Origin of the sequence: Streptomyces sp. 147326 (genome assembly GCF_045000215.1) — a bacterium.
Taxonomy (GTDB): Bacteria; Actinomycetota; Actinomycetes; order Streptomycetales; family Streptomycetaceae; genus Streptomyces.
In genome coordinates, this window is the sequence record NZ_CP134201.1 from 4,717,474 (window position 1) to 4,743,611 (window position 26,138).

Annotated in this window: 25 protein-coding genes, 4 tRNA genes and 1 other RNA gene; 19 read left to right on the plus strand and 11 right to left on the minus strand. The window is 72.4% G+C overall.

Annotation, left to right across the window (positions count from 1 at the left end):
* Positions 1-95: 95 nt before the first annotated feature.
* The 7 genes from RIU97_RS21540 (at position 96) to RIU97_RS21570 (ending at position 5,033) form a co-directional block, all read left to right on the plus strand.
* Positions 96-587: a hypothetical protein gene (locus RIU97_RS21540; RefSeq protein ID WP_404959166.1), complete on the plus strand. Its 492-nt coding sequence runs from the start codon at positions 96-98 to the stop codon at positions 585-587.
* 14 nt (positions 588-601) lie between these two features.
* Positions 602-754: a hypothetical protein gene (locus RIU97_RS21545; protein WP_404959168.1), complete on the plus strand. Its 153-nt coding sequence runs from the start codon at positions 602-604 to the stop codon at positions 752-754.
* Between the two features lie 97 nt (positions 755-851).
* Positions 852-1,781 (plus strand): bifunctional DNA primase/polymerase, encoded by a 930-nt coding sequence (locus tag RIU97_RS21550; protein ID WP_404959170.1) that lies wholly within the window; start codon positions 852-854, stop codon positions 1,779-1,781.
* Positions 1,778-2,131 carry a hypothetical protein gene (locus RIU97_RS21555; RefSeq protein WP_404959172.1) on the plus strand — a complete coding sequence of 118 codons (354 nt, stop codon included), beginning with the start codon at positions 1,778-1,780 and terminating at the stop codon, positions 2,129-2,131. The genes RIU97_RS21550 and RIU97_RS21555 overlap by 4 nt, the downstream gene beginning before the upstream one ends.
* Positions 2,131-3,309 carry a DUF3631 domain-containing protein gene (locus RIU97_RS21560; protein WP_404959174.1) on the plus strand — a complete coding sequence of 393 codons (1,179 nt, stop codon included), beginning with the start codon at positions 2,131-2,133 and terminating at the stop codon, positions 3,307-3,309. The genes RIU97_RS21555 and RIU97_RS21560 overlap by 1 nt, the downstream gene beginning before the upstream one ends.
* Before the next feature lie 232 nt (positions 3,310-3,541).
* Positions 3,542-3,772: an excisionase family DNA-binding protein gene (locus tag RIU97_RS21565; protein ID WP_404959176.1), complete on the plus strand. Its 231-nt coding sequence runs from the start codon at positions 3,542-3,544 to the stop codon at positions 3,770-3,772.
* Between the two features lie 10 nt (positions 3,773-3,782).
* On the plus strand, positions 3,783-5,033 hold the full coding sequence (locus RIU97_RS21570) for a tyrosine-type recombinase/integrase (RefSeq protein WP_404959178.1): 1,251 nt from the start codon (positions 3,783-3,785) through the stop codon (positions 5,031-5,033).
* A 78-nt stretch (positions 5,034-5,111) separates the two neighbouring features.
* Here RIU97_RS21570 and RIU97_RS21575 read toward each other — a convergent pair.
* A tRNA-Ser gene (locus RIU97_RS21575) sits at positions 5,112-5,199 on the minus strand.
* A gap of 107 nt (positions 5,200-5,306) precedes the next feature.
* Between RIU97_RS21575 and ffs the strand changes: the two genes are divergently transcribed.
* From ffs to RIU97_RS21605, 6 genes are all read left to right on the plus strand, one after another.
* An RNA gene (gene ffs, locus RIU97_RS21580) (signal recognition particle sRNA small type) lies at positions 5,307-5,405 on the plus strand.
* Between the two features lie 64 nt (positions 5,406-5,469).
* Positions 5,470-7,656, plus strand: coding sequence for a DNA polymerase III subunit gamma and tau (locus RIU97_RS21585; RefSeq protein ID WP_404959180.1), 2,187 nt, complete (start codon positions 5,470-5,472; stop codon positions 7,654-7,656).
* Between the two features lie 60 nt (positions 7,657-7,716).
* Positions 7,717-8,970 carry a phosphoribosylamine--glycine ligase gene (gene purD, locus RIU97_RS21590; RefSeq protein ID WP_404959182.1) on the plus strand — a complete coding sequence of 418 codons (1,254 nt, stop codon included), beginning with the start codon at positions 7,717-7,719 and terminating at the stop codon, positions 8,968-8,970.
* 308 nt (positions 8,971-9,278) lie between these two features.
* Positions 9,279-11,096, plus strand: coding sequence for a hypothetical protein (locus RIU97_RS21595; RefSeq protein ID WP_404962895.1), 1,818 nt, complete (start codon positions 9,279-9,281; stop codon positions 11,094-11,096).
* 252 nt (positions 11,097-11,348) lie between these two features.
* The gene (locus RIU97_RS21600; protein WP_404959184.1) at positions 11,349-12,836 is read left to right on the plus strand and encodes a N,N-dimethylformamidase beta subunit family domain-containing protein; all 1,488 of its coding nucleotides are present in this window, start codon (positions 11,349-11,351) and stop codon (positions 12,834-12,836) included.
* A 174-nt stretch (positions 12,837-13,010) separates the two neighbouring features.
* Entirely contained in the window at positions 13,011-13,916 is a 906-nt protein-coding gene (locus RIU97_RS21605; protein WP_404959186.1) for a phosphoribosylaminoimidazolesuccinocarboxamide synthase, read from the plus strand.
* 48 nt (positions 13,917-13,964) lie between these two features.
* On the opposite strand, the gene RIU97_RS21610 is transcribed toward RIU97_RS21605, so the two are convergent.
* The 8 genes from RIU97_RS21610 to RIU97_RS21645 all read right to left on the minus strand — a co-directional run bounded on the left by RIU97_RS21610 (position 13,965) and on the right by RIU97_RS21645 (position 18,419).
* Positions 13,965-14,037: transfer RNA gene (locus tag RIU97_RS21610), tRNA-Gly, on the minus strand.
* Between the two features lie 24 nt (positions 14,038-14,061).
* The gene (locus RIU97_RS21615; protein WP_404959188.1) at positions 14,062-14,673 is read right to left on the minus strand and encodes a response regulator; all 612 of its coding nucleotides are present in this window, start codon (positions 14,671-14,673) and stop codon (positions 14,062-14,064) included.
* Positions 14,670-15,905, minus strand: a complete 1,236-nt coding sequence (locus tag RIU97_RS21620) for a sensor histidine kinase (RefSeq protein WP_404959190.1) — start codon at positions 15,903-15,905, stop codon at positions 14,670-14,672. Before RIU97_RS21620 ends, RIU97_RS21615 begins: the two co-directional genes overlap by 4 nt.
* 20 nt (positions 15,906-15,925) lie before the next feature.
* Positions 15,926-16,690 (minus strand): ABC transporter permease, encoded by a 765-nt coding sequence (locus tag RIU97_RS21625; protein WP_404959192.1) that lies wholly within the window; start codon positions 16,688-16,690, stop codon positions 15,926-15,928.
* Positions 16,687-17,631, minus strand: a complete 945-nt coding sequence (locus tag RIU97_RS21630; RefSeq protein WP_404959194.1) for an ABC transporter ATP-binding protein — start codon at positions 17,629-17,631, stop codon at positions 16,687-16,689. The genes RIU97_RS21625 and RIU97_RS21630 overlap by 4 nt, the downstream gene beginning before the upstream one ends.
* 165 nt (positions 17,632-17,796) lie before the next feature.
* Positions 17,797-17,869: transfer RNA gene (locus RIU97_RS21635), tRNA-Gly, on the minus strand.
* Between the two features lie 72 nt (positions 17,870-17,941).
* Positions 17,942-18,013, minus strand: a tRNA-Gly gene (locus tag RIU97_RS21640).
* A gap of 88 nt (positions 18,014-18,101) precedes the next feature.
* Positions 18,102-18,419 (minus strand): Lsr2 family protein, encoded by a 318-nt coding sequence (locus RIU97_RS21645; protein ID WP_404959196.1) that lies wholly within the window; start codon positions 18,417-18,419, stop codon positions 18,102-18,104.
* Positions 18,420-18,770: 351 nt separating this feature from the next.
* Between RIU97_RS21645 and purS the strand changes: the two genes are divergently transcribed.
* The 6 genes from purS (at position 18,771) to RIU97_RS21675 (ending at position 24,299) form a co-directional block, all read left to right on the plus strand.
* Entirely contained in the window at positions 18,771-19,016 is a 246-nt protein-coding gene (gene purS / locus RIU97_RS21650) for a phosphoribosylformylglycinamidine synthase subunit PurS (protein WP_030009438.1), read from the plus strand.
* A 2-nt stretch (positions 19,017-19,018) separates the two neighbouring features.
* Complete coding sequence (gene purQ, locus RIU97_RS21655; protein ID WP_404959199.1) at positions 19,019-19,699, plus strand: phosphoribosylformylglycinamidine synthase subunit PurQ; 681 nt, start codon at positions 19,019-19,021, stop codon at positions 19,697-19,699.
* The gene (gene purL / locus RIU97_RS21660; RefSeq protein WP_404959201.1) at positions 19,696-21,945 is read left to right on the plus strand and encodes a phosphoribosylformylglycinamidine synthase subunit PurL; all 2,250 of its coding nucleotides are present in this window, start codon (positions 19,696-19,698) and stop codon (positions 21,943-21,945) included. The genes purQ and purL overlap by 4 nt, the downstream gene beginning before the upstream one ends.
* Positions 21,946-22,032: 87 nt before the next feature.
* On the plus strand, positions 22,033-22,599 hold the full coding sequence (locus tag RIU97_RS21665; protein WP_404959203.1) for a hypothetical protein: 567 nt from the start codon (positions 22,033-22,035) through the stop codon (positions 22,597-22,599).
* Between the two features lie 54 nt (positions 22,600-22,653).
* The gene (locus tag RIU97_RS21670; RefSeq protein ID WP_404959205.1) at positions 22,654-23,445 is read left to right on the plus strand and encodes a sterol carrier family protein; all 792 of its coding nucleotides are present in this window, start codon (positions 22,654-22,656) and stop codon (positions 23,443-23,445) included.
* A gap of 8 nt (positions 23,446-23,453) precedes the next feature.
* Positions 23,454-24,299, plus strand: coding sequence for an META domain-containing protein (locus RIU97_RS21675; protein WP_404959207.1), 846 nt, complete (start codon positions 23,454-23,456; stop codon positions 24,297-24,299).
* Positions 24,300-24,381: 82 nt separating this feature from the next.
* On the opposite strand, the gene RIU97_RS21680 is transcribed toward RIU97_RS21675, so the two are convergent.
* Complete coding sequence (locus RIU97_RS21680) at positions 24,382-25,815, minus strand: sulfatase (RefSeq protein ID WP_404959209.1); 1,434 nt, start codon at positions 25,813-25,815, stop codon at positions 24,382-24,384.
* A gap of 115 nt (positions 25,816-25,930) precedes the next feature.
* Positions 25,931-26,059 carry a putative leader peptide gene (locus tag RIU97_RS21685; RefSeq protein WP_404959211.1) on the minus strand — a complete coding sequence of 43 codons (129 nt, stop codon included), beginning with the start codon at positions 26,057-26,059 and terminating at the stop codon, positions 25,931-25,933.
* Positions 26,060-26,138: the final 79 nt, after the last annotated feature.

The following is a 26,138-nucleotide window of genomic DNA, read 5'->3' on the forward strand; positions in this document are numbered from 1 at the left end:
GGCGACAAGCAACGCGACAAGCCAGACGACAAGCCCCGCGGGGACCACACCTTGACGTTGAGGGGTGGTCCCCGCGCTCACGAGGGAGCCCCGTCGTGCATGAACCCCACCGCACGAGCACCACCGCGCCGGCCCGCTACGGCGACCCGATCTACCACCCCACCGCCGTCCAGCAGCCCGTCCTGCTGCCCGCCGAACTGCCGCCCGGGGTCGCGATGGTGACCCTGCCGAACGGCTACCGGACCCTCGCCTACACCCAGCCGACCGCCGCCCCGGCGCCCGCACCGGCCGCCGCGCAGCCGGTACCCGCGTGGGCCAAGACGACCGCCCTGCTCGCCCCGACCGTCGGCGGCGGGATCGCCGCGGCCGGGTTCGGAATCTCCTACGCCGCCCCGGGACTGATCGCCATGACAGACGCCCTCTGGGCCGCCATCGCCCTAATCGCCGCCGGCACCCTCGCACCCCTCCTCCTCCGCACCACCCGAGGGACGGGCGGCCGAAGTGCGGCGCCGGTGCAGCACGTCACCCAGCACATCACCGCGTCCGGGATGTTCGGCCGCGCCACCGGAACCCTCAACAACCGCTGACCAAGGAGCACCGCATGCCCGAGGACGACTACGCCTCCGAGCTGGTCACCGTCGAACTCGACTGGGCCGACCTCGACGAGCCCTACCGGCGCAACATCACCCGCCGACAGCTCGGCCAGCTCCTCCTGCAGCTCGACGACATGGCCGAGACCACCGCCAGCCAGTAGCCCCGCCCAGACACAACGAAGGCGGCCCCCTCTCACGCCAATGAACCGGGGCCGCCCTCATCCACAACCCATCAACAGACCTGTGGAGGTCACCAGCATGACCCAACCCACCGACATTCGGCGAGACCACAACGACGACCGGCCATTACTCCTGGACGCCGCCCTGGCCACTGCCAGCCGAGGCTGGCCGATCTTCCCGCTCCGCCCCGGAACGAAGACCCCCGCCCTGCACCGCCAGGACCGCTGCCCCCACACCGGTATCTGCGGCGACGGGCACGTGAAGTGGGAGCAGCGCGCCACCACCGACCCGGCCGTCATCGTCCGGTGCTGGAGCCACAAGCCGTACAACATCGGCCTGGCCACCGGCCCCGCCGGGCTGATCGTGATCGACCTCGACATGCCCAAGGCGAACAGGAGTCAGGACGCGCCTGACGGCGCGGACAACCTGTTGGCACTCTGCGAGCGCGCCGGGCAGCCCGTCCCGGCCACCCTCACCGTGCGGACTCCCTCCGGCGGGACCCACCTGTACTTCACCACCCCCGACGGCGTCCGGTTCGGGAACACGGCGGGCAAACTGGCCCCGCTCATCGATACCCGTGCCCATGGCGGATACGTCGTCGCCCCCGGCAGCACCACAGCGGCCGGTACCTACGAGATCACGGACGACTCCCCGCCGGCCGAACTCCCCGCCTGGCTCCTGGCCCTCCTCCAGCCCCCGGCACCGCGCCCGCTCTGCATCCGGATGCCGGGAGCGGTCCGCACCGGCACCGCGGCCCGCGCAGCGCTGGACGCCGAGTGCGACGTCGTCCGGCGGGCGCCCGCGAAGCAGGCGAACAACACGCTCAACCGAAGCGCCTTCAAGGTGGGGCGCTTCGTCGCGTGGGGCGACCTCCCTCGCGAGGAGGTTGAGGAGGCCTTCCAAGCGGCGGGGGAGGACCGGGGGCTCACCGTGGCCGAGTGCCGCGCCACGATCCGCAGCGCCCTCGACAGTTCCGCCCGCACGGTCCGCGCCCGGGAGACGGCATGACCAGCCACCCGCCTCCCCCCTTGGAAGGCCCCACCCCCGCCCCAACCGGGCTTAGCCCCGCCGAACCGGCCCCGGCCCGGGAGGGCGGTAGCGCGCTGAAGGTCGTCGCCGAAGGCGTCCCTTCATTTGTTCGCCCTGACCCGCGCGGTGACGACGGGCGCAGGCCGGTCGCCTGGCTCCACATCGTCGCCCCCGGACGCGGTGTCACCCCGTCCGTCCGGTCCTGGTGCCAGTGCGGACGCGACCTCTTCGCCGCCGGCCAAGCCCGCGCGCTCGCCCTGATCAACGACCACGTCCAGCACCGCACCCTCTGCCCGCTGCTCGTATCCCAGGAAGGGATGGCCGCCTGATGAGCGACCACAACACGCAGGCCGCGCCCATCGACGGCGCCGTGCTGCTGGATGAGGTGGAGGCCTTCCACCGCCGGTTCAACATTTTCCCCCGCGAGGGCGCCTACGTTGCCGTCGCGCTGTGGGACGCGCACGCGCACCTGCTCGACGCGTTCGACTCCACCCCCCGCATCGCGTTCCTCTCCCCGGAGCCCGGCTCCGGCAAGTCGCGGGCGCTGGAGATCATGGAGACGCTGGTGCCCAACAAGATGGCTGCCGTGGACGCCTCGCCCTCCGCACTCTTCCGGTCCGTGGCCGGTGTCGAGGGGGAACGGCCCACGATCCTCTACGACGAGATCGACACCGTCTTCGGCCCCAAGGCCGGGGACAACGAGCAGCTCCGAGGCTTCCTCAACGCCGGACACCGGCGCGGGCGGCTGATGTACCGGTGCGTGGGCGACGGCGCCAACCAGACCGTGCAGGGATTCCCGTCCTACTGCGCAGTGGCCATGGCCGGACTCGGCGGACTGCCCGACACGATCCTGGACCGCTCCGTCATCATCCGCATGCGGCGGCGCGCCCCCAACGAGAGCGTCGAGCCCTACCGGCTCGGCACCCACGAAACGCAGGGCAACGCCATCCGCGACCGACTCGCCGCCTGGGCCGACCAGGTCCGCGACCAGGTCAAGGGCGCGTGGCCCACGATGCCCGAAGGCGTCGCCGACCGCCCCGCCGACGTCTGGGAACCCCTCCTCGCCGTCGCCGACGCGGCCGGTGGCGACTGGCCCGAGCGGGCCCGCGCCGCCTGCGTCGAACTGATCAAGTCCTCCCAGACCAACGACAAGGCATCCCTCGGGATCCGGCTGCTCACCGACCTGCGCGACCACGTCCTGATCGGACTCGACAAGCTGCCCACCATCGCCGTCCTCGACAGGCTCAACGCCCTGGAAGACGCGCCCTGGGCCGACATGGACGGCAAGCCCTTCGACTCCCGGCGCCTGTCGAAGATGCTCAAGGAGTACCGGACCGGCACGGACGAGCCGATCGTCTCCCGCAACATCCGCACCGCCGGCGGCATCCTCAAGGGCTACTACGCCGTGGACCTCGAAGACGCGTGGACCCGTTACTGCCCGCCGCCGCAGAACAGCGCTACATCCGCTACGCCGCTACAGCCCAGCTCACAGCCGGTGCTCGCGTAGCGGCAACCCCAGATGTAGCGGCTACATCCCCAACCGTCACAGGGCTCCCACAGAGCAGCCCGAAGCGTCCCCGGACCCCGCCCCAGGACGTCGTGAAGCGGGATGTAGCCGCTACATCGGACCCCTCCGCTACACCAGCACACCCGCTGACCTGCGATGTAGCGGCGTAGCGGATGTAGCGGACCTCTCAGGGGGCCCAAGTCCCCGACACGCTTCGCCGAGGAGGCAGTGCATGGAATCGATTCAACTCGACGCGACCGCTGATCCGACGCTCGTCCTGCTGACCGTCGAGGAGGCGGCCCGCCGATTGCGGATCGGCCGAACCCTTTGCTTCCGGCTGGTCGGAACGGGCGAGCTGGAGTCCGTGCCCATCGGACGCCTGCGCCGGATCCCGCCCGATGCCGTGGATGCCTACGTGGCCCGACTGCGTGAAGCCAACCGACCCGCCGCAGCAGCGGCTTAGAGAGGACTACGTGGCAGAGCAGAAGAAGCGCACCCGCCAGCCCAACGGCGCGTCATCGATCTATCTCGGCACCGACGGCAAGTGGCACGGTCGCGTGACCGTCGGAGTGCGGCCGGACGGCAAGCCCGACCGCCGGCACGTCGAGCGGAAGACACGAGCCGAGGTCACGAAGGCCGTCCGGGCTCTGGAGGAGCAGCGCAAGGCGGGGAGCGTACGGAAGATCGGCCAGCAGTGGACCGTGAAGACCTGGCTGGAGCACTGGGTCGAGAACATCGCCAAGAAGTACGTGAGCGAGAACAGCTACGACGGGTACGAGGTGGACGTTCGGGTCCACCTCGTACCGGGCCTGGGTGCCCACAAGCTGTTGCGGCTGGAGCCGGAGCACCTGGAAGAGTTCTACGCCCGCATGCAGAAGAACGGCAGCGCGGCCGGGACGGCGCACCACGTTCACCGCACGATCCGGGTGGCCCTCACCGAGGCGGTCCGGCGGGGACACGTCCCGAAGAACGTCGCCGAGATCGCCAAGGCTCCCCGGCTCGAAGAGGAGGAGATCGAGCCGTACACGATCGAAGAGATTCACAGCCTCCTCCTGGAAGCCTCGAAGCTCCGGAACAGCGCCCGGTGGGTCATCGCCCTGGCCCTCGGGCTGCGGCAGGGAGAGGCGCTCGGGCTCAAGTGGGAGGACGTCTACCTGGACGCCGGGTACATCCGCGTCCGGAAGAACCGCCTGCGCCCGAAGTACGAGCACGGGTGCCGGGAGGACTGCGGCCGGAAGCCGGGGTACTGCCCTGCCCGCAAGGAGACGCGGCGCGAGGTCAAGAACACCAAGTCCCGCGCCGGCCGCCGCACCATCGGACTGCCCGAGCCGATCATCAAGCTCCTGCGCAAGCACCGGGAAGAGCAGGGCCGGGAGCGGAAGCACGCCGGGGACGAGTGGGAGGACAAGGGGTACGTCTTTGCTCAGCCCACTGGTGGGCCCCTCATCCCGAACACGGACTACCACCACTGGAAGAAGCTCCTGGGGGACGCCGGCGTTCGGGACGGGCGGCTGCATGACGCACGCCACACGGCCGGGACGGTCCTTCTGCTGCTGGGGGTCCCCGATGTGCTGGTCGACGCGATCATGGGCTGGGAGCCGGGTGGGTCGGCGAGGATGCGCGCCCGCTACATGCACGTGACCGGGCCCATGCTGAAGAACGTCGCCAAGCAGATCGGTGACGCGCTCTGGGGGGCCGCCGAGGAGGCCCCGGACCCGAACTGAGACGGAAACTGAGACGGGGCAAGCGAAAAGCCCCGCTGCGAGCAGCGGGGCTTTTCGACATCGTGCCCGGTGAGGCACTGGCGGAGGATACGAGATTCGAACTCGTGAGGGGTTGCCCCCAACACGCTTTCCAAGCGTGCGCCCTAGGCCACTAGGCGAATCCTCCGCCGCAAACAATACAAGACGTTGAGGGGTGCTCGCGAACGTGATCGTCGGCGGGAGGGCGGGTCGGGGTCCGGCTCGATTCCGGGGGCCTCCATCCGCTAGGGTGGGGCCAGCCCCTCACGTGGCGCTATCTCACCCAACTCCCCCAGGGCCGGAAGGCAGCAAGGGTAAGTGGGCTCTGGCGGGTGCGTGGGGGGCGCTTTGCGTTCCCGGGGGCCTTAGTGGCGTCGGCGGGCCGCTGTTGTCGGTGGGCCCGGATAACCTCGTAGACGTGTCGTCCCTTGCGCTGTACCGCCGCTATCGCCCCGAGTCGTTCGCCGAGGTCATCGGGCAGGAGCATGTCACTGCACCGCTGATGCAGGCCCTGCGGAACAACCGGGTCAATCACGCGTACCTGTTCAGCGGGCCGCGCGGGTGTGGAAAGACCACCAGCGCGCGCATCCTCGCCCGGTGCCTGAACTGTGAGCAGGGTCCCACTCCGACCCCCTGCGGGGAGTGCCAGTCCTGCCGGGACCTCGCCAGGAACGGGCCGGGGTCCCTCGACGTCATCGAGATCGACGCGGCCTCGCACGGTGGTGTGGACGACGCCCGTGACCTGCGCGAGAAGGCGTTCTTCGGGCCGGCGTCCAGCCGCTACAAGATCTACATCATCGACGAGGCCCACATGGTCACCTCGGCGGGCTTCAACGCCCTGCTGAAGGTGGTCGAGGAGCCTCCGGAGCACCTCAAGTTCATCTTCGCCACCACCGAGCCGGAGAAGGTGATCGGGACCATCCGGTCCAGGACGCACCACTACCCCTTCCGGCTGGTGCCGCCCGGCACCCTGCGGGACTACCTGGGCGAGGTCTGCGGGCGGGAGGGCGCCACGGTCGAGGACGGCGTGCTGCCGCTCGTCGTGCGCGCCGGCGCCGGGTCCGTGCGTGACTCGATGTCCGTCATGGACCAGCTGCTCGCCGGTGCGGGTGATGACGGTGTGACGTATGCCATGGCGACCTCGCTGCTCGGCTACACCGAGGGATCCCTGCTCGACTCCGTCATCGACGCCTTCGCCGCCCGGGACGGGGCCGCCGCCTTCGAGGTCGTCGACCGGGTGGTCGAGGGCGGGAACGACCCGCGCCGGTTCGTCGCCGACCTGCTGGAGCGGCTGCGCGACCTCGTGATCCTGGCCGCCGTGCCCGACGCCGGGGAGAAGGGGCTGATCGACGCCCCCGCCGATGTCGTGGAGCGGATGCAGGCCCAGGCATCCGTGTTCGGGGCCGCCGAGCTGTCGCGCGCCGCCGATCTGGTCAACAGCGGGCTCACGGAGATGCGCGGCGCGACCTCGCCCCGGCTGCAGCTGGAGCTGATCTGCGCCCGCGTGCTGCTGCCCGCCGCCTTCGACGACGAGCGCTCCTTCCAGGCCCGGCTCGACCGGCTGGAGCGGAGCGGGGCCGCCGCCTTCGCGGCCGCGCCTCCCATGGGTTACGTACCCGGGCCCGAGGCGCACGCCATGGCGCCCGCCGGCCCCGGCGGAGGTGTGGCCGCGGCGCGCGCCGCCGCTGGCGCCGTACAGCCGCCCGCGCAGGTTCCGGCTCCCGCGCCGGTACGGGCTCCCGCGCAGCCGGAGGCTCCGGCGCCGGCCGCGCCCGCCGCCCCGGCACCCGCTGCTGCCCCCGCCCCCGCCCCCGGGGCCTGGCCCGGAGCCGCGCAGCCCGGCAGCGGCGCCCCCGGCGCCTGGCCCGGAGCCGCGGCACCGGCGACCCCCGCGGCACCGGCTGCTCCCGTGGCCCCGGCCGCCGGTGCCTGGCCCAGCGCGGCCGCCCCCGGCCAGGGCGCGCCCGCGCCCGTCGCCCCGGCCCAGGCATCGGCTCCGGCTCCGGCCGCCGCCGCGGCCCCCGCCCCCTCCCCCGGCATGGCCGCCGGCGCGGGGCAGATCCAGGCGATGTGGCCCGGCGTCCTGGAGGCCGTGAAGAACCGCCGCCGCTTCACCTGGATCCTGCTCAGCCAGAACGCCCAGGTCACCGGCTTCGACGGCACCACCCTCCAGCTCGGCTTCCCCAATGCCGGAGCCCGCGACAACTTCGCCAGCAGCGGCAGCGAGGACGTGCTCAAGGCGGTCCTGGCCGAGCAGTTCCAGGTCAACTGGAAGATCGACGCCGTGGTGGGCGGCGGAGGGCCGGCCCCCGTGGCCCAGACCTCCTCCTACGCCGCCCCGCCGCCGCCCGCCTACAACCCGCCGCCCCCGGCGCAGCAGCCCGGCCCGGCGGCCCCCGCGCCCCAGTACCCGCCCCAGCAGCCGCCCCAGCAGTCGGCTCCCGCCCCGCAGCCCCCCGTACAGCAGGCGCCCCCGCCGGTCGCCCCCGAGGACGACTTCGCCGAGGAGGACGATCCCGACCTCGTGGAGAGCGCCCTGACCGGACACGACCTGATCGTGCGCGAGCTGGGAGCCACCGTTGTGGAGGAATACACGAACGAGTAGCGGCTCCCGATTGGGTGGCCGCACGAAACGCGCCACTCCGGCCGGGCTACCCTGGGCGGCGTGAAGGTCCTCGTCATCGGCGGCGGCGCCCGCGAACATGCCCTGTGCCGCTCTCTGTCCCTCGACCCCGACGTCTCCGCGCTGTACTGCGCTCCCGGCAACGCCGGCATCGCCGAGGTGGCCGAGCTCCGCCCGGTCGACGCCCTCGACGGCGATGCCGTCGCCGCCCTCGCCACCGAACTCGGCGCCGGCCTGGTCGTCGTCGGTCCGGAGGCCCCGCTGGTCGCCGGGGTCGCCGACGCCGTGCGCGCCGCCGGCATCCCCGTCTTCGGCCCGTCCGCCGAGGCGGCGCAGCTCGAAGGCTCCAAGGCCTTCGCCAAGGACGTGATGGCCGCGGCCGGGGTCCCGACCGCGCGCAGCTACGTCTGCACCACCCCGGAAGAGGTGGACGCGGCCCTCGACGCCTTCGGCGCCCCGTACGTCGTCAAGGACGACGGTCTCGCGGCCGGCAAGGGCGTCGTGGTCACCGAGGACCTGGCCGCGGCCCGCGCCCACGCGCTCGGCTGCGACCGCGTGGTCATCGAGGAGTACCTCGACGGTCCCGAGGTCTCCCTCTTCGCCATCACCGACGGCGTCACCGTGGTCCCGCTCCAGCCGGCGCAGGACTTCAAGCGCGCCCTGGACGGCGACCAGGGTCCGAACACCGGCGGCATGGGGGCCTACTCCCCGCTGCCCTGGGCCGACCCGAAGCTGGTCGACGAGGTCATGGAGCTGGTCCTGCAGCCCACCGTCGACGAGCTCCGCCGCCGCGGCACCCCCTTCTCGGGGCTGCTCTACGCCGGCCTCGCGATCACCAGCCGCGGTACCCGGGTCATCGAGTTCAACGCCCGCTTCGGCGACCCCGAGACCCAGGTGGTCCTGGCCCGGCTGCGCACCCCGCTCGCGAGCGTGCTGCTGAACGCCGCCAACGGCACCCTGGACACCGGGGCCCCGCTCGTCTGGCGCGAGGACGCGGCCGTCACGGTGGTCATCGCCTCCCACAACTACCCCGAGACCCCCCGCACCGGGGACCCGATCGAGGGCCTGGCCGAGGTGGCCGCCGAGGACGCGCCCGACGCGTACGTGCTGCACGCCGGGACCCGGCGCGAGGGCGACGCGATCGTCAGCGCGGGCGGCCGCGTGCTGTCGGTGACGGCGACCGGTTCCGATCTGGCACAGGCCCGCGAGAAGGCGTATAAGGCGGTGGCGCGCATCCGGCTGGACGGATCGCAGCACCGCACGGACATCGCGGCGAAGGCCGCCGGGCACAGCTGACCAGCGGCTCCGCAGACCCGCGGGCCCGGTGCGCAGATCCTGCGCCCGGGCCCGCGGGCGTGTTCGCGTGCGAGTGCATCCGGCCGCGTTCGAACGCATCCACCTTTACCCAAAGCCATTCCATCGGGTGATCGTCACCCCGTCTGCCTGACGACCGGGCGTGCCCCAACTAGGGTGCGGCGCAAGCATTCCGGCACTTGGCCCACCGGCATTGCGATGTCAGTGGCGGGTGTCACAGTGGGGGAGTGAGCAACGTCGCCGCAGGGCAGAGGGGGTGAGGTCCGGCCGTGTCCGGAACCGGTTCGATCATGGAAGCGGGCGTGCCGTCCGCACGTTCCCGCGCTCTCGCCGTGCTGCGCGTTCGCAGCAGGGCGCTGGCCGTCGGGCTGCTGCCCGCCGCCCTCGCGGTGGTGCTGGTCGCCGCCCGGATGACGGGCCGGCTGGCCGGTGAGCCCTGGCCCGCGGTGACCCTCGTCGTATGCCTGGTCGCGGCCGTGGTGCTGCTCGTCGGCGGGATCTTCGCCGCCGTGGTGCTGCGGGCGAGCCCCGCCGTGACGCCGACGGTGCCGCTGTCGGAGGCGGCCGCCCCCGATCTCTACCGGCTGGTGCGGGACCTGGCCGACCGGATGGACGTGCCGCCGCCCTCCGCGATAGCCCTCACCCCGGACTGCGACAGCTGGCTGGAGGACCGCACCCACGCGGCCCACCGCCGGAGCGCCATATCCGCCGGTCCGGAGTCCGAGCAGGGTGCGGCCCCCGTGCTGGTGATCGGTTCGCCGTTCCTGTGGTGGATGCGGGTCGCGGAGCTACGGGCGGTCCTCGCGCCGGTCGTCGCCGGTACGGGCCCTTCCGCGCACCCGGACATAGCCGACGCGCGCGGCTTCGTACGCGGCCTGGACGCGGCCGTGGACGTGGGCAGCCGGCGCGGGCTCGGCTGGATCGCCGCCCCGGCCCGGCTGCTGCTGCGGCTGTGCCGGACCGACGCCACCGAGATGGAGCGCGGGGTGGCCGCGGCCGCCTCGGAGCGTGCACAGGGTGTGGACTACGGGCTGCGCATCGTCGCCCAGGAGCAGGTCGGCCTCGCCTACGCGGGCTGGGACCGGCTGCTGACCCGGGTCGCGCTGCCCGCCTGGCGGATGGGCCGCTGGCCCGCCCACCTCGACGCCGGAGTGGTCTCCGCGCTGACCGAGCTCTCCCGGCGGGACCGGCTGGCCGAGGGCTTCACCTCGCGGCTCGGCGAGCGCCCCGCCTGTGACCTGCTGGAGCAGCCCGGGGTGGTCGACGAGGCGACCTCGCTGCTGGCCGCGCGCCTCTTCCACGGCGGTCCGGCCGAGCCCGGGCCGGACTGGTCCCCGGTGGACTGGACGGCGTATCCGGAGGAGGTCGTGGACCGCAAGTGGCGTGCGGAGGCGGCCCGGCTGCACGCGGCGCTGGACGCCCTGGCCGTGCCGGCGGGACGGCCCGCCGGCCCCGCCGGACCGAACGCTTCCACCGGGCCTGCCGGGCCCGCAGGACCCGGAGCCCTGCCCGGTTCGGTTCTGCCCGGTTCGTCATCGGCCGCGGCCTCGTCGGCCTCGTCGGGCTCGTCGGGCTCCTCCGGGGCGACCGGACCGGCCGGAGCCGCCGCGGCGGCGGGACCGGCCACGATCGAGGCCACCGGCTCCGCCCCGCCCACCGTGGACGGCTTCGCCGGGCCCACCCTGGAGCGGGTGCTGGGCTACCTCACGGACCCCGTCGGCGAGGGCACGGCCGGCGAGGCCCTGGCCGGCCGGCTCAGCGGGGACCTGGCCCGCGAGGAGCGGGCAGCCGGTGCTGCGCAGCCCTCGGCGGGCAAGGCGCGCGGCGCGGACGCCGTGCCGCTGTTCCCCCTCCAGCCGCCGCGCAGCGGCCGGGACCTGCTGGCCGACCACGTGACGGCGATGGTGTGCTGCGCGGCCGTGGACTCGGCCGGGGCCGCCCCGGGCCTGGACTGGCTCGACGGGCCCGTCCTGCTGGTCGCCGGCGACCGACGTTCCGACCTGGCCCCACGCGTGCTGTGCCTGGTCGAGGACGGGAACCCGGAGCCCCTGCGGGACTGGCTCGCGGACCTCGGCGTCCGCCCGGAGAAGCCGGTCCGCCTGGTCTGAGCCGGGCCCGGACGGCGCCCCGATCGCGCCCCCGGAAGGGCTACGGCTCGTACGCACAAGCGGATGCGAATGTTCCGATCCCGTCAATTCGCGACGAACGGTGACGGACTGAGTGCGTTATGTGATGTGCTGGGACCGGTCGCGGCTGGATGTCCTGAACCGGGGTGTCCGAGAACAGCCGTCTCAGCAGAGCGTCTGCCGCGCACCGACACGATGCACGCCTGTTCGGGGGAGCGAGGGAGGGGAGTGGTCATGGGTGCGGACCAGATCCGGCGTTGGGAGTCAGGTGCGCTCGCGCACGCGGTGACCGATCCCTTCGGACAGGGCCCCCTGCCCTGGTTCCGGGGGAGCGAGCTCTACTTCGACGACACCGGTCACGTCGTCCCCTGGTACGTGGACCCGGCCGCCGCGGCCGCCGGCACCGGCCGGATCCCCCGCGCCCGCGGCAACGGCGGCCCCCGCACCGCCGACGACGTGCACCGCCAGATCAAGGGCTTCGCCTCCACCGGCGCGGTCACCCCCGGCGAGGCCATCGACTTCCACATCACCGTCGACCCGCCCCAGCAGTTCTCCGTCGACGTCTACCGGATCGGCCACTACGGCGGCGACGGGGCCTCCAAGATCACCACCAGCCCCCGTCTCTCCGGCATCGTGCAGCCGGCCCCCCTGGCGGCCGACCGCACCGTCTCCTGCCACCACTGGTGGCTGTCATGGCGCCTGCAGGTCCCGTCCTACTGGAGCGTCGGCGCGTACGTCGCCGTCCTCACCACCGCCGACGGCTACCGCTCCCACATCCCCTTCACGGTCCGCGACGACCACCCCGCCGACCTCCTCCTCCTGCTCCCCGACATCACGTGGCAGGCCTACAACCTCTACCCGGAGGACGGCCGCACCGGCGCCAGCCTCTACCACGCCTGGGACGAGGGCGGCCGGCTGCTCGGCGAGCAGGACGCGGCCCACACCGTCTCCTTCGACCGCCCCTACGCGGGCGCCGGCCTGCCCCTGCACGTGGGCCACGCCTACGACTTCATCCGCTGGGCCGAGCGCTACGGCTACGACATCGCCTACGCCGACACCCGCGACCTGCACGCCGGCCGCGTCGACCCCACCCGCTACCGCGGCCTGGTCTTCCCCGGCCACGACGAGTACTGGTCGGCCCCCATGCGCCGCACGGTCGAGCGCGCCCGCCTGCACGGCACCTCGCTCGTCTTCCTCTCCGCCAACACCATGTACTGGCAGGTCGAGCTCTCCCCCTCCCCCTCCGGGGTCGCGGACCGGCTCCTCACCTGCCGAAAACGGCGCGGTCCGGGCCGCCCCAGCCTGTGGCGCGAGGTCGACCGCCCGGAGCAGCAGCTGCTCGGCATCCAGTACGCCGGCCGGGTCCCCGAGCCCGCGCCGCTGATCGTGCGCAACGCCACGCACTGGCTCTGGGACTCCACCGGCGCCGGCGAGAACGACGAGCTGCCCGGCCTCGTCGCGGGCGAGGCCGACCGCTACTTCCCGCGCACCCAGCTCCCCGAGCACCAGGACCGGATCCTGCTGGCGCACTCCCCGTACCTCGACAGCGAGGGCCACCGGCGCCACCAGGAGACCTCCCTCTACCGGGCGCCCAGCGGGGCACTGGTCTTCGCCTCCGGCACCTTCGCCTGGTCCCCGGCCCTCGACCGCCCGGGCCACCTCGACGAGCGGGTACAGCGGGCCACCGCCAACCTCCTCGACCGGATCTGCAAGCGCGACTGACCCGCGGCCGACCCCCGACCGGCCCGCGACTGACCCGCGGCCGACCCCCGACCGGCCCGCGACCGGCCCGCGGCCGACCCCCGACCGGCCCACGGCCGACCCACCCTGTCCACAGGAGGGGACGAAGGTGCGCGAGAATCGGGGTGCGCTCATACAGAACCACAGGGAGACACCGTGTCCGGATTCGTCGAAAAGCCCGAGCCGGTTCAGGTTCCGGGCCTCGTCCACCTCCACACCGGCAAGGTGCGCGAGCTCTACCGCGACGAGGACGACCGCCTCGTCATGGTCGCCAGCGACCGCATGTCCGCCTTCGACTGGGTCCTGCCCACCGAGATCCCGGACAAGGGCCGCGTCCTGACCCAGCTCTCCCTCTGGTGGTTCGACCAGCTCGCCGACCTCGTCCCGAACCACGTCATCTCCACCGACCTGCCCGCGGGCGCCCCCGCCGACTGGGCCGGCCGCACGCTGATCTGCCGCAACCTGGACATGGTCCCGGTCGAGTGCGTGGCCCGCGGCTACCTCGCCGGCTCCGGCCTCGCCGAGTACAAGCAGACCCGTACGGTGTGCGGGCTCGGGCTCCCCGAGGGGCTCGTGGAGGGCTCCGAGCTGCCCGGCCCGATCTTCACCCCGGCCGCCAAGGCCGAGGTCGGCGAGCACGACGAGAACGTCTCCTACGAGGAGGTCGCGCGCACCGCCGGCGCCGAGACGGCGGCGCTGCTGCGCCAGACCACCCTGGCCGTGTACGGCCGCGCCCGGGACATCGCGCGCGAGCGCGGCATCATCCTGGCCGACACCAAGTTCGAGTTCGGTTTCGACCCGAAGGACGGCACCCTGGTCGCCGCCGACGAGGTGCTCACCCCGGACTCCTCCCGCTTCTGGCCGGCCGAGGAGTGGGAGCCGGGCCGCACTCAGCCCTCCTTCGACAAGCAGTACGTCCGAGACTGGCTGGCCTCCCCGGCCTCCGGCTGGGACCCCAAGGGCGAGCTCCCGCCGCCGGCCCTCCCCACGCAGGTCGTCGCGCAGACCCGCGCCAAGTACATCGAGGCGTACGAGCGGCTCACCGGCCTGACCTGGTCCTGAGACACGAAGAAGCCCCCGGTCCGAGGACCGGGGGCTTCTTCACTGCAGAGCGGACAACGCGACTCGAACGCGCGACATCCACCTTGGCAAGGTGGTGCTCTACCAACTGAGCTATGTCCGCAGGTGCGCCGTAACGCGAGAACTACTATACCCAACCTCGCTCGCGTGCGAGACGCACTGCCGTGTGCCGGTTCTCGGCGCCCAGCTTCGTCGCCGCCGAGGACAGGTAGTTCCGTACGGTCCCCTGCGACAGCGCGGCCCGCTCGGCGATCTCCGCGACCGGTGCCCCGTCCGCCGCCAGTTCGAGCACCTCGGCCTCCCGCGCGGTCAGCGGCGAGTCCCCCGCGCTGATGGCGTCCGCCGCCAACTCCGGGTCCACGTAACGGCCGCCCGCGTGCACGGTCCGGATCAGTTCGGCCAGCCGCTGCGCCGAGACCGTCTTCGGCGCGAAGGCCCGCACCCCGGCGGCCAGCGCCCGCTTCAGGTGCCCCGGGCGGCCGTGACTGGTCACGATCATGATCCTGCAGTCGGGGAGCTCGGCCCGCAGCGATGTGGCGACGCTCACACCGTCGGCCCCGGGCATCTGCAGGTCCAGCACCGCCACGTCCGGCCGGTGCGCCCGCGCCATCGCCAGCGCCTCGGGGCCCGAGGCCGCCTCCGCGACGACGAGCAGGTCGTCCTCCAGGGCGAGCAGGGCCGCCAGTGCCCCGCGGATCAGGTGCTCGTCGTCGGCGAGCAGTACGCGTACGGGGCTCACGCCCGCACCTCCAGTCGTTGCGATTCCCGGTCCGGGATCTCCGCGAGCAGCCGGAACCGGCCGTCGCCCACCAGCCCTGCCTGCAGGGTCCCGTCCAATGCGGCGAGCCGCTCCCGCAGCCCGGCCAGCCCCGAGCCGGGCGGCCCGGCAGGGGCGTCGGGCGCCCCGTCGTTCTCCACCACCAGCGTCACGGAGCCGGTCTCCGGGGCGGTCAGCCGGATCAGGCAGCGGTGCGCGTCCCCGTGCCGCAGCACGTTCGTCGTCGCCTCGCGGACCACCCAGCCGAGGGCCGACTGGACCTCGGAGGGCAGCTCGCGCCCGGGCCGGAAGTCGACCCGGCAGTCCATTCCGGCCGCGCTCAGCACCCCGCGCGCGCCCTCCAGCTCCACCGCGAGATCCGCCTCCCGGTAGCCCCGCACCACGTCCCGCACCTCCCGCTGGGACTCCTGGGCTATCCGCTGCACCTCGATCATCTGCTCCACCGCCTCCGGCCGTTCGCGCCGCGCCAGCTGTACGGCCAGCTCGCTCTTGAGCGCGATCACGGCCAGGTTGCGGCCCATCACGTCGTGCAGGTCGCGGCCGAACCGCAAGCGCTCCTCCGCCACCGCGAGGCGCGCCTGGACCTCCCGCGAGCGGTCCAGCTCGTAGACCGTGTTCAGCAGCCAGGCGGAGAAACCGCTGGTGAAGCTGAAGAACAGGCTGCCCAGCAGGATCCCGACGAGATACCCCACGGCCTCTCCGGCGGGCAGCCCCAGGGCGAGTGCGGCCAGGCTCGTCCCGGCCGCCGTGGCCGGGGGCACGTACCGCATCCTGCGCACCGACCGCAGGCACATCACCAGCGAGCCGGAGCCGAAGCAGGTCAGCCCCGACACCAGCGCCGGCGCCATCGAGGGCTCCCCGAGCCTTCCCGCGGCCTGCAGGGCGAGGACGGCCAGGGTGGCGGCGGCCGTCGCGACGACCATGAACACCGCGAGCCGGACCGGGCGTTCGTGCAGCCCCACCACCCAGTCCAGCGCCCTGGAGTTGAGCACCCCGCACAGCACCGCGTGGGTGAACAGCACCACGAAGAGCGTGCCGGCCAGCACCGAGGACGTGCCGGCCGCGCCCATCACCGGAGCCAGCCCGAAGGACACGATCTCGAGGAGCACGAAGAGGTGGAACGACCACCGGGTGTAGAGCTCGAGCTTCCCCGCACTGCTGCGGTTCTTCCACCACCCCGTCAGCTTCGACACGGTCCCGTCCCCCGGCTCCTCTAGCGGCGCGGTTCCCAGCGGAACCACTTCTGCACAGCAAACACGGTGATCATGACCCAGGCCAGCGTGTTGAGTGCGGCCCCCAGCAGGTCATGGGCCTCGGCGCCCCCGCTCCAGCCGGCCCGCACCAGGGTCATCACCCCGCTCAGCGGCAGCAGTTCGCACAGGGAGGCCGCGAGGTCGGGCAGCGAGTCCGCCGGCATGAACAGCCCCGAACCGAGGACGGTCACCAGGAAAAGCGGCAGCGTGGTGAGGCCGGCGGTCTCCACGGTGCGGGTGAAGGAGCTGGTCACCGCGGACATACCGGCCAGCAGCACGATGCCGGCGAGGACGGCCGCCACGAGCAGCAGCGGGTTGCGGGGCATGCCCACGTCGAGCACGGCCGCGCCGGCCACGGCGAGCACCGCGATCTGGCCGAGCGCGAGGACGGCGGCGGGCAGCGCCGTCCCGGCGAGGATCTCCAGGTCGTTCGCCTCGCCGGTGCGCAGCCGCTTGAGGACGAGTTCCTCGCGCCGGGCGACGTAGGCGGAGACCAGGTTCATGTAGACGACGAGGATCAGCACCATGCCGATCCCGCCGGTCAGGGTGGCCTCGCCGACGGCCTCCGCGCCCTCGACCCCGCTGAGGGAGGAGCGCAGGACGAACACCATCAGCAGGGGCATCAGGACGGCCACGCCGAGCGCGGCCCGGTTGCGCACCAGCAAGGTGAGCTCGGAGCGGCCGAGCGCGGTGAGCCGGCCGGGGTTCAGGGTCAAGGTGTTCACCGGGTACCCGCCATCGTGTCCTCGGTGCGGCCGCCGGCGCTGCGGCGGTTCTCCGCGATCTCCAGGAAGGCCTCCTCCAGGGAGGCGGACCGGGCGTCGAGCCCGCCCAGTTCCACGCCGTTCTCCCGGGCCCAGCCGAGCAGTTCGGTCAGGTCCGCCTGGAGCCGTTCGGTACGGATCTCCACGCGTCGCCCGTCCGCCGCCGCGTGCAGCGCCAGCGGGAGCCGGGCCGCGGGCACCCCGGCCGGCAGGGTGAAGCGGATCCGGGCCGGCCGGGTGGCGGTCACCTCCGCCGGGGTGCCCGACAGGACGAGCTCCCCCTCGTGGAGGATCGCGAGGCGGTCCGCGAGTTCCTCGGCCTCCTCCAGGTAGTGCGTGGTCAGCAGCACCGTGGTGCCCTGCGCCCGCAGCTCCCGTACCAACGCCCAGGTGTCCCGTCGGCCCTCGGGATCCATCCCCGTGGTCGGCTCGTCCAGGAACAGCACCTCGGGGCGGCCGAGCAGGGCCAGCGCCAGGTCCAGGCGCCGCCGCTCACCGCCGGAGAGCTGTTTGACCCGTACGGAGGACCGCGCGCCCAGGCCGACCAGTTCCAGGACCTCCGCGGTCGGGCGGGCGCCGGTGGTGACCCCGGCCCACATCCGGACCGTCTCGGCGACCGACAGGTCGGAGGGGAAGCCGCCCTCCTGGAGCATGACCCCGGTGCGCGGGCGGACCTGGGCCCGGCGCGCGTACGGATCGAGGCCGAAGACGCGCACCCGGCCGTCGCTCGGCGGGGCCAGCCCCTCCAGCAGCTCGACGGTGGAGGTCTTGCCCGCGCCGTTGGTCCCGAGCAGGGCGAAGATCTCGCCCCGCGCCACGGACAAGGAGACGCCCCGGACGGCCTCGAATCCGCCGGCGTAGCCGCGGCGCAGGCCCTGGGCTTCGATCACGGTGTCAGTCATGACTCAAGCCTCGGGGCGGCCGGACCGGGCCGGCAGTGCGCGCTGTCATGACCCGCGATGACATTTGTCAGGGGGGTCCGCCACTCCCGGTGGGGGACGGAGAGGGGAAAGGGAGGGAATACGAAGAAGGCCCCGATCGCAATGATCGGGGCCTTCTGCATACAGAGCGGACGACGCGACTCGAACGCGCGACATCCACCTTGGCAAGGTGGTGCTCTACCAACTGAGCTACGTCCGCATGCAGTGCACCACCGGGGTGGTGCGTGCATCACTCTACCCGATCCACCGTAGTGGTCGGAAAGCGATGCAGAGCGGGTGACAGGAATCGCACACTGCGCCTTCCCTCTGGAAGAGGGATGTTCTGCTACTGAACTACACCCGCACGACCTCGGAGGCTCTGACCTGCGGCCTGGCCCCTTGGCGTGATCCACACACTAGCCGACGGTGGGGGGTGGATGGCAAATCGGCCCTCAGTGGGCCGCGTTGTAGGCCTCGTAGATCTTCTTCGGGATGCGGCCGCGCGGGGGCACGTCGTACTGGTTGGACCGGGCCCAGGCCCGGACGACCGCGGGGTCGGGGGCGACGGCGGTGTGCTTGAAGGCCTTCCCCGAGCGCGACCGGCGGCGGCCGGCGGCCACGAAGGGAGCCAGGCCCTTCCGCAGTTTCTTTGCGTTGGCCACATTGAGGTCGATCTCGTACGACTTACCGTCCAGAGCGAACACGACCGTTTCCGATGCTTCTCCCCCATCGATGTCGTCGGAGAGCGTGACTACTACGCGCTGCGCCACGGATATCGGTCCCTTCGTGCGACGCCGCCACCTGCTGACGTGCGGTGATGTCGCCTGTGTGGATGTTTCGGGGCAATGCATCTTTCATCCCCCGTTGCGAAGCAAAAAATGACACCCGCCCGGAGTGATTCCTTTGTACCCCGATTCCCATTGCATTGCGAAGCCCAGTTAATTCTCTCCGCGTGTCCCGCCGCAATGCCGGGTACGTGGTTTTCCGGCGGATTTTGCGAAGCGTTGGTGAAGCCGAAACGACCCGGTGATCACGCCCTCCGGATATCTACCCGCGTAGAAATTTTGGCCGGGTACGCTGATGGAACCGCCTTCGCACCAACCACCACACGGGAGTGCCCGATGGCACGCGTCGTAGTCGACGTCATGCTCAAGCCGGAGATCCTCGACCCCCAGGGCCAGGCGGTGCAGCGTGCACTGCCGCGCCTGGGCTTCGAGGGGATCGCCGACGTCCGCCAGGGGAAGCGCTTCGAACTGGAGGTGGAGGGACCGGTCGACCAGGCCGCCCTCGACCGCATCCACAAGATGGCCGAAACGTTCCTCGCCAACACCGTCATCGAAGACTTCACCGTGAAGGTCGAGGCCTGACGGTGACCACTCGCATCGGAGTCGTCACGTTCCCCGGAACGCTCGACGACCGTGACTCGCTGCGCGCCGTCCGCCTCGCGGGGGCCGAGCCGGTCTCGCTGTGGCACCGCGACAAGGACCTGCACCAGGTCGACGCGGTCGTCCTCGCGGGCGGCTTCTCCTACGGGGACTACCTGCGCGCCGGGGCCATCTCCCGCTTCTCGCCGGTGATGGAGACCATCATCGAGCAGGCCAAGGGCGGCATGCCCGTCCTGGGCATCTGCAACGGCTTCCAGGTCCTCACCGAGGCCCACCTGCTGCCGGGGGCGATGCTCCGGAACAACCACCTGCACTTCATCTGCCGCGACCAGAAGCTGCGGGTGGAGAACGCGGAGACCGCGTGGACCGGCGACTACACCGCCGGCCAGGACATCTCCGTACCGCTGAAGAACATGGACGGCCGGTACGTCGCCGACGAGCGCGTGCTCGACGAACTGGAAGCCGAGGGCCGCGTGGCCTTCCGCTACCTCGACGTCAACCCGAACGGTTCGCTGCGCGACATCGCCGGCATCACCAACGCCGCGGGCAACGTCGTCGGCCTCATGCCGCACCCCGAGCACGCGGTCGAGCCGCTGGTCGGGACCGGCCGCACCGACGGCCTCCCGTTCTTCACCTCGGTCCTGAAGAAGCTGGTCAGCGCATGAGCCTCGACACCGTCAAGAACGCCACTGAAACCCCCGACGCCTCCCAGCCGTGGAAGGAGCTCGGCCTCAAGGAGGACGAGTACGCCCGGATCCGGGAGATCCTCGGCCGCCGCCCCACCGGCGCCGAGCTCGCCATGTACTCGGTCATGTGGTCCGAGCACTGCTCGTACAAGAGCAGCAAGGTCCACCTCGCCCAGTTCAGCGAGAAGAAGCCGCAGAGCGACGCCATGCTCGTCGGCATCGGCGAGAACGCCGGCGTCGTCGACGTGGGCCAGGGCTACGCGGTCACCTTCAAGGTCGAGTCGCACAACCACCCGAGCTACATCGAGCCCTACCAGGGCGCGGCCACCGGCGTGGGCGGGATCGTCCGCGACATCCTCGCCATGGGCGCCCGCCCGGTCGCCGTCGTGGACCCGCTGCGCTTCGGCGCGGCCGACCACCCCGACACCAAGCGCGTCCTGCCGGGCGTCGTCGCGGGCATCGGCGGCTACGGCAACTGCCTCGGACTGCCGAACATCGGCGGCGAGGTCGTCTTCGACGCCTGCTACCAGGGCAACCCGCTCGTCAACGCCGGCTGCATCGGCGTGATGAAGCACGAGGACATCCACCTCGCCAAGGCCTCCGGCCCCGGCAACAAGGTCATCCTCTACGGCGCCCGCACGGGCGGCGACGGCATCGGCGGCGTGTCCGTGCTGGCCTCGGAGACGTTCGACGACTCCAAGCCCACCAAGCGCCCCGCCGTCCAGGTCGGCGACCCCTTCCAGGAGAAGCTCCTCATCGAGTGCACCCTGGAGATCTTCAAGGAGAAGCTGGTCGCGGGCATCCAGGACCTCGGCGGCGCCGGGCTCTCCTGCGCGACCTCCGAGCTCGCCTCCGCCGGTTCCGGCGGCATGCGCGTCGAGCTGGACACCGTTCCGCTGCGCGACGCGACGCTCTCGCCCGAGGAAATCCTCATGAGCGAGTCGCAGGAGCGCATGTGCGCGATCGTCGAGCCGCAGTACGTCGACCGGTTCATGGAGATCTGCGAGAAGTGGGACGTCATCGCCACCGTCATCGGTGAGGTGACGGACGGCGAGCGCCTGGAGATCTTCTGGCACGGCGAGCAGATCGTGGACGTGCCCCCGGGCACCGTCGCCCACGAGGGCCCGGTCTACCACCGCCCGTACGCGCGCCCCTCCTGGCAGGACGCGCTGCAGGCGGACGACGCGGGCAAGCTGCCGCGGCCGCAGACCTCCGAGGAGCTGCGCGCGCAGGTCCTGGCCCTGGTCGCTTCCCCGAACCAGGCCTCCAAGTCCTGGGTCACCGACCAGTACGACCGCTTCGTGCAGGGCAACACCGTGCTGTCCCAGCCCGAGGACGCGGGCATGGTCCGCATCGACGAGGAGTCGAACCTCGGCGTGGCCATGGCCACCGACGGCAACGGCCGCTTCGCCAAGCTCGACCCGTACACGGGCGCGCAGCTGGCGCTGGCCGAGTCGTACCGCAACGTGGCCGCGACCGGCGCCAAGCCGCTCGCGATCTCCGACTGCCTGAACTTCGGCTCCCCCGAGGACCCGGACGTCATGTGGCAGTTCGCCGAGGCCTGCCGCGGTCTGGCGGACGGCTGCCTGGAGCTGGGCACCCCGGTGACCGGCGGCAACGTCTCGCTCTACAACCAGACGGGCGACCTCGCCATCCACCCGACCCCGGTCGTGGCGGTCCTCGGTGTGATCGACGACGTCAACCGCCGTACGCCGATGGCGTTCTCGGAGGCCGGCCAGCTGCTGTACCTGCTGGGCGACACCGCCGAGGAGTTCGGCGGCTCGGCCTGGTCCCAGGTCGTCCACGACCACCTCGGCGGCATGCCGCCCAAGGTGGACCTGGGCCGCGAGAAGCTGCTCGGCGAGATCCTGATCTCCGCCTCGCGCGACGGCATGATCGACGCCGCGCACGACCTGTCCGACGGCGGCGTGATCCAGGCGCTCACCGAGTCCTGCCTCAAGGGGGGCAACGGCGCGCGGATCGTGGTGCCCGAGGGCCTGGACGCCTTCACCTTCCTGTTCTCCGAGTCCGCGGGCCGGGCCGTCGTGGCCGTCCCGCGCAGCGAGGAGCTCCGCTTCACCGACATGTGCGGTGCGCGGGGCCTGCCGGTCGCCCGCATCGGCGTGGTGGACGGCGAGGAGATCGAGATCCAGGGCGAGTTCACCCTCCCGCTGGCCGAGCTCCGCGCCGCCCACGAGGCGACGATCCCGGCGCTCCTCGCCTGAGCGGCCGTTTTCCGGGGCCCCCGTTCGGATCTTTCCGGGCGGGGGTTCGTCCGTTCCGGCTGCCCCGTACTGAGGACGGGGGGACGCATGTCCGGGAACAGGGGCCGAAGGCGCGGTACGGTCGGGGTGTTGGCGGTCGTGGCCGCCGTGGGCCTGGGCGGCTGGTTCCTGTACGAGGGGAACCGGACCCGCGCGGACAGCCGGACCCGGATCATCGAGGCCTGTCAGGGCCTGGTGGACCCGGACCGGGTGATGCGGCTCGCCGGCTCCGCGGACACGGTGGACGCCGGCGAGGCGGGGAGCCACCTGTGCGTGCTGCGCCGGGCCAGCACGTTCGAGGGCCAGGAGGACATGCAGGAGTACTTCTCGCTCACCGTGGCCGCCACCTCCGGCGCCGTCTCCGGTGACGGCCGGTTCGACTACGACGGCGGTCGCACCGTGGCGATCACGGCGAAGTGCGCCGAGCCGGTCGAGAGCACCGGGGTGACCTCCGTCCGGGCCACCGCCACCTCCGAACTCGAGCGAGTGGACTTCGCCGACCCCGGGGAACTGGCCGAGCTGGCCCGGGAGGCCGCCCTGCGCGCGGCCGCTCGGCAGGGCTGCGAGACCGACCTGCCCGAAGTGCCGCGGGACCTGAAGACGGCGGGCCGCTGACGCCGGGCCGTCGGTGTTCGGCCCCGCCGGGCCCGGCGGCGTAGGGTCGGCCCCATGCCACCCGCCAGGAAGAAGCCGCGCACCTACGACCCCGCCAGGATCCGTACGGCCGTCACCGCGCAGTTCGCGCATGTCACCGCGGCGGTAGGGGAGTTGGGGCCCGAACAGCTGGCACGCCCCAGCGGGCTCGGGGACTGGAGCGTCGCCGAGCTCGCCGGGCACATCGCCTGGATCGCGGACTCGCTGGCCGGCGGCCTCGCCCGGCCGCCCGCCGCCGTCGCCGAACTGTCCGCCGTCGAATGGCCCTTCGCGACCGCCTCCCTCGCCGGGAAGATCTCCGAAGCGGCCCGGGAGACCCTCACCGGGGCCCCGCTGCCCGAGCTGTACGAGCGGGCGGCGGCCCGCATGGCCGAGGCGCTCGCGGCGAATCCGGGCGCCCGCGTGCTGAACCTGTGGATCGGCGACATGACCCTGGCCGACTTCCTCGTCACCCGGACCGTGGAGCTGGTGGTCCACACCGACGACCTGAACCGGGCCGCCGGACTGGCCATCCCGTTCGAACGGCAGGCGCTGGCCGCCTGCACCCGGCTGCTCGCCGACGCCCTCGCGCTCAAGGCCCCGGGCGGTGCGGTGGAGGTACGGGTCCCGCCCTTCGCGGTGGTCCAGTGCGTCGAGGGGCCGCGCCACACCCGCGGCACCCCGCCGAACGTGGTGGAGACCGACCCGCTGACCTGGATCCGGCTCGCGACCGGCCGTACGGGATGGGCCGAGGAACTCGACGCGGCGCGGGTCAGCGCCAGTGGCGAGCGGGCCGACCTGTCCGCGCTGCTCCCGCTGATGAGCTGAGCGCGGCCATGACGGAACCGTCCCGGCGCCCCGCCCGTCCCAGGGGCATGCGTACCTTCCGGCACGTCCACACCCCCGCGGGGCTGGCCCTCGTACTCGCCCTCGCCCTGGCCGGCTGCGGCAAGGCCGAGGAGGGCGGGGGCGCCCGGCTGCCCGGTGTCGTGGGCTCCTGGGCCGTCGAGTCGCTGACCACCGGCGGCCGCACCCTGCACGCCCCCGAGGCCGCCCGGGTCGACATCGCGCAGGACGAGGCCACCGGCAGCTACGGCTGCAACGGCTTCAAGGCGGCGGTCGCCCTCGACGGCACCTCCGCCCTGACCGTCACCCCCGGCATGACGACCACCATGGCCTGCGAGGACATGGAATTCGAGACGGCTTTCGCCCGCCTGTTCAAGGGCCGGCTGACGATCGACCGGGGGCCCGAGCGGCTCACCCTGAAGACCGCGGACGGGAGCACCATCGCGATGACCTCGAAGCCCCCGGCGGCGGCCGCCCCGCTCACCACGACCGAGTGGACCGTCGAGTCCCTGATCAGCGGCGGGAGCGTGTCCTCGGTGCCCGCCGAGGCGGCCGGCAAGGCGCACTTCGCGATCGCCCCCGACTCCACCGCGGGCGGCAGCCTCGGCTGCAACCGGTTCAGCGCCAAGGCCACCGTCGAAGGACCCACGGTCACCTTCGGGCCGCTCACCACGACCCGGATGGCCTGCGAGGGCCCGGCGGGCGAGCTCGAGCGGAACCTCACCCTGCTGTTCGGCAGCGGCCCGCTCACCACGAAGATCGAGGGCCAGACGCTGACCCTCACCGCACAGGACGGCAAGGGCCTGACCGCCCGGGCGGCCTCGGCCGTGGAATGACCGCCGCCGGGGCCGGCACCGGGGCCATCGCCGGGGCCGGCACCGGGGCCATCGCCCTGACCGCGCTCCGGGCGTCGCCGGGTCAGCCCGGGTAGGGCAGCAGCCCGGCGTCCGCCTTCTCCCAGGCCGCCCGCAGCTCCGCCAGCCGGGCCGGCTCCACGGCGGCCTTGTCGGCCTGTTCGCGGATGTCCCCGGCCAGGTTGAAGAGCTGGTCCTTGCCCGCCTTGCCGCGGTAGTACTTCCAGTCCCCGCGGCGCAGCGCCCGCTCGCCCCGGACCCGCCAGAACAGGTCCCGCGCGGCGACCCTCTCGCCGCGCAGCAGGTACCCGGCCAGGCTCACCCCGTCCAGCGGGTAGGCCGGGTGCGGGCGGGCCCCGGCGAACTCCAGCAGCGTCGCCGTCCAGTCCGGGCTGAACACCGGCACGTGGCTGACCTGACCGCCGTCCAGCCGGGCGGGCCAGCGCGCGATGTTCGGCACCCGGATCCCGCCCTCCTGCAGGGAGGCCTTGTTGCCGGACAGCGGCCAGTTGTACGAGAAGCGCTCGCCGCCGTTGTCGCTGGAGAAGACGACCAGGGTGTCGTCCTCCTGGCCGGACCGCTTCAGCGCCTTCAGCACCTCGCCGACCGAGCGGTCGAGGTCCTCGACCATCTGCTTGTACTTCTCGACCGAGCCGCCGTCCTGGTGCCACAGGGCCCGGCCGTCGCCGGTCTTGATCCGCCGGACGATCTCGGCGCTCTCCTCGGTGTCCCCGTCGGCGATCCACGGCCAGTGCGGGGTCGTGAAGTTGAGGTTCAGCAGCCACGGCTTGCCGTGGTGGTCGCGGGAGACGTACTCGCTCGCCCGCTCGGTGATGATCCGCGTGTAGTAGCGCAGGTCCTTGTACTCGGCGTCGCCCTCGTAGAGGTCGTACTCGCCGCCCAGGCCCAGCTTGGAGTAGTACTCCAGGGCCCCGCCGAAGTTGCCGAAGAACTCGTCCCAGCCGGACCTGGTCGGGCTGTAGTCGGGCAGGTAGCCCGCGTGCCACTTGCCGATCAGCGCGGTGGCGTAGCCGGCCCCCTTCAGCAGCGAGGCCAGCGTCGGGTGCGTGGGGTCGAGGCCCGCGGACTTGTCGGCGATCGGCTCGGCCAGCCCGCCCTCGGTACGGCCCGGGTAGCGCCCCGTGTAGAGGCTGAACCGGGTCGGCGAGCAGGTCGCGGAGCCGGAGTAGGCGTCGGTGAACCGGACGCCCTGACGGGCCAGCCGGTCGAGGTTCGGGGTCTTGATGTGCGGGGAGCCGTACGCGGAGAGGTCGGCCCAGCCCAGGTCGTCACCCAGGATGAACAGGATGTTGGGCCTGCGGGCCCGTCGGCCGCGAGCGGCCTGGAACTCTCGCTCCCGGGGGCCCGCGGCCTGGGCGCCGGCCCCCTCGGCGGCGTGGGAGGGGGCGGCGCCCAGCCCCACCGCGGCGGCGGCCGCGGTCACGCCGACGGCGCCTCCGAAGGCACGGCGGGACAGCTTGTTCTCGTACGAAGACACAGGTACTCCAGAGCACGGTCCGCGGGCCGGCTCCGGGCGGGCGCGGGACGGCGCGCGGCACGGCGGAGCAGGGCGGGGCGGAGCGGAAAGGGGAAAAGGCGAGGAAGAGTTGTGGCTACGCGGAACAGCGACAGATGGCGCTCGCGACACGGACCAGGTCCACGTGCCGGCGCTCGACGAGGGTGACGGTTCGGTCACCGGGAGGCTGCATGGACCGAGAGCCTGTACGAATGCGTTCGTACATGTCAACAAGGTGATCCGAATACCGAGACGGAGGCGTGCCGTCACCCTCTGTGCTGTGACATTTCCCGGCCGTCCCCAAT

Coding starts and splice junctions, on each gene's coding strand:
- RIU97_RS21545 (WP_404959168.1), top strand. CDS start 602: ATGCCCGAGGACGACTACGCCTCCGAGCTGGTCACCGTCGAACTCGAC.
- RIU97_RS21550 (WP_404959170.1), top strand. CDS start 852: ATGACCCAACCCACCGACATTCGGCGAGACCACAACGACGACCGGCCA.
- RIU97_RS21555 (WP_404959172.1), top strand. CDS start 1,778: ATGACCAGCCACCCGCCTCCCCCCTTGGAAGGCCCCACCCCCGCCCCA.
- RIU97_RS21560 (WP_404959174.1), top strand. CDS start 2,131: ATGAGCGACCACAACACGCAGGCCGCGCCCATCGACGGCGCCGTGCTG.
- RIU97_RS21565 (WP_404959176.1), top strand. CDS start 3,542: ATGGAATCGATTCAACTCGACGCGACCGCTGATCCGACGCTCGTCCTG.
- RIU97_RS21595 (WP_404962895.1), top strand. CDS start 9,279: ATGGAAGCGGGCGTGCCGTCCGCACGTTCCCGCGCTCTCGCCGTGCTG.
- RIU97_RS21600 (WP_404959184.1), top strand. CDS start 11,349: ATGGGTGCGGACCAGATCCGGCGTTGGGAGTCAGGTGCGCTCGCGCAC.
- RIU97_RS21630 (WP_404959194.1), bottom strand. CDS start 17,631: ATGACTGACACCGTGATCGAAGCCCAGGGCCTGCGCCGCGGCTACGCC.
- purS (WP_030009438.1), top strand. CDS start 18,771: ATGGCACGCGTCGTAGTCGACGTCATGCTCAAGCCGGAGATCCTCGAC.
- purL (WP_404959201.1), top strand. CDS start 19,696: ATGAGCCTCGACACCGTCAAGAACGCCACTGAAACCCCCGACGCCTCC.
- RIU97_RS21665 (WP_404959203.1), top strand. CDS start 22,033: ATGTCCGGGAACAGGGGCCGAAGGCGCGGTACGGTCGGGGTGTTGGCG.
- RIU97_RS21670 (WP_404959205.1), top strand. CDS start 22,654: ATGCCACCCGCCAGGAAGAAGCCGCGCACCTACGACCCCGCCAGGATC.
- RIU97_RS21675 (WP_404959207.1), top strand. CDS start 23,454: ATGACGGAACCGTCCCGGCGCCCCGCCCGTCCCAGGGGCATGCGTACC.
- RIU97_RS21685 (WP_404959211.1), bottom strand. CDS start 26,059: ATGTACGAACGCATTCGTACAGGCTCTCGGTCCATGCAGCCTCCCGGT.